Source organism: Roseomonas sp. 18066, from assembly GCF_902706185.1.
GTDB lineage: Bacteria > Pseudomonadota > Alphaproteobacteria > Acetobacterales > Acetobacteraceae > Pseudoroseomonas.
In genome coordinates this window covers 1-862 of sequence record NZ_CACSJM010000329.1, presented here as the reverse complement: position 1 = coordinate 862, position 862 = coordinate 1, and the positions used below count along the sequence as shown (strand labels likewise).

At 69.7% G+C, this 862-nt stretch carries 2 protein-coding genes; one reads left to right on the top strand and one right to left on the bottom strand.

Annotation, left to right across the window (positions count from 1 at the left end; genetic code table 11):
• Positions 1-596: MFS transporter (locus tag GVN67_RS29070; protein ID WP_160000772.1), on the top strand; the 596-nt coding region annotated here is incomplete at its 5' end.
• A gap of 138 nt (positions 597-734) precedes the next feature.
• Here GVN67_RS29070 and GVN67_RS29065 read toward each other — a convergent pair.
• On the bottom strand, positions 735-862 hold a 128-nt coding region (locus tag GVN67_RS29065), incomplete at its 5' end, for a DUF1674 domain-containing protein (RefSeq protein ID WP_160000771.1).

Sequence of the window (862 nt, the reverse complement as noted above, 5' to 3'; positions counted from 1 at the left end):
CCCTGCCGGCCCGCCGCCCCACCACGGCAGAAATCCTGCGCCGCTACGCCGACATCCTGCGCAACCGCGCCGCCCAGCCGCTGTTCATCGGCGTCGCGCTGGAAGGCGCCTGCGTCTTCGGCCCCTTCCCCTATTTCGCCGTGCTGCTGGGCGCAGATGGCCACGGCACGCTGCGCGCCGGCATCGCGGTGGCCTGCTTCGGCGCCGGCGGCTTCGCCTACACCATGCTGGCGCCCTTCCTGCTGCGCCGCATGGGCCAGGCGCGGATGATGCGGCTGGCGGGCTGCGCCGTGCTGGCCGGCATGCTGTGCCTGGCCACCGGCATGCCCGATGTCGGCATCGGCGGCGCGCTGCTGATCGGGCTGGGCTTCTTCATGCTGCACAACAGCATCCAGACCCGCGTCACCGAGGTCGCCCCCGGCGCCCGCGGCTCGGCCGTGGCGCTGCATGCCTTCTGCTATTTCCTCGGCCAGGCCATCGGCCCGGCCATCTTCGGCCTGATGATGGTGGCCGCCGGCGCCGGGCCGTCGCTGGCCTTCAGCGGCGCCGGTGTTCTCGTCATCAGCCTGTGGCTGAGCCGTTTGCGCGCCGGCTGAAGCCCGGCAAATCAACTGCCTGGCCCGAGTCGGGCGAACGAATCGCTGACGCAGGGTTACTGTTCTTTGTCATCAAGATCTTGGGGTTGACGGTACCGTCAACCCACAAGACCGTTCCCGTTAGGTTCGAGAAGCCGGTCAGAAGTCGCTGACGCGGCCTTTCCTTTCCCAATCGCCGAAGCGGGTCGGCTCCGGCCCGGCGGGACCGCCGATCTCGACCGGCATCTTCTTCTCCTCAGGCTTCGGGGTGGGGGCCTTCGAGGGGG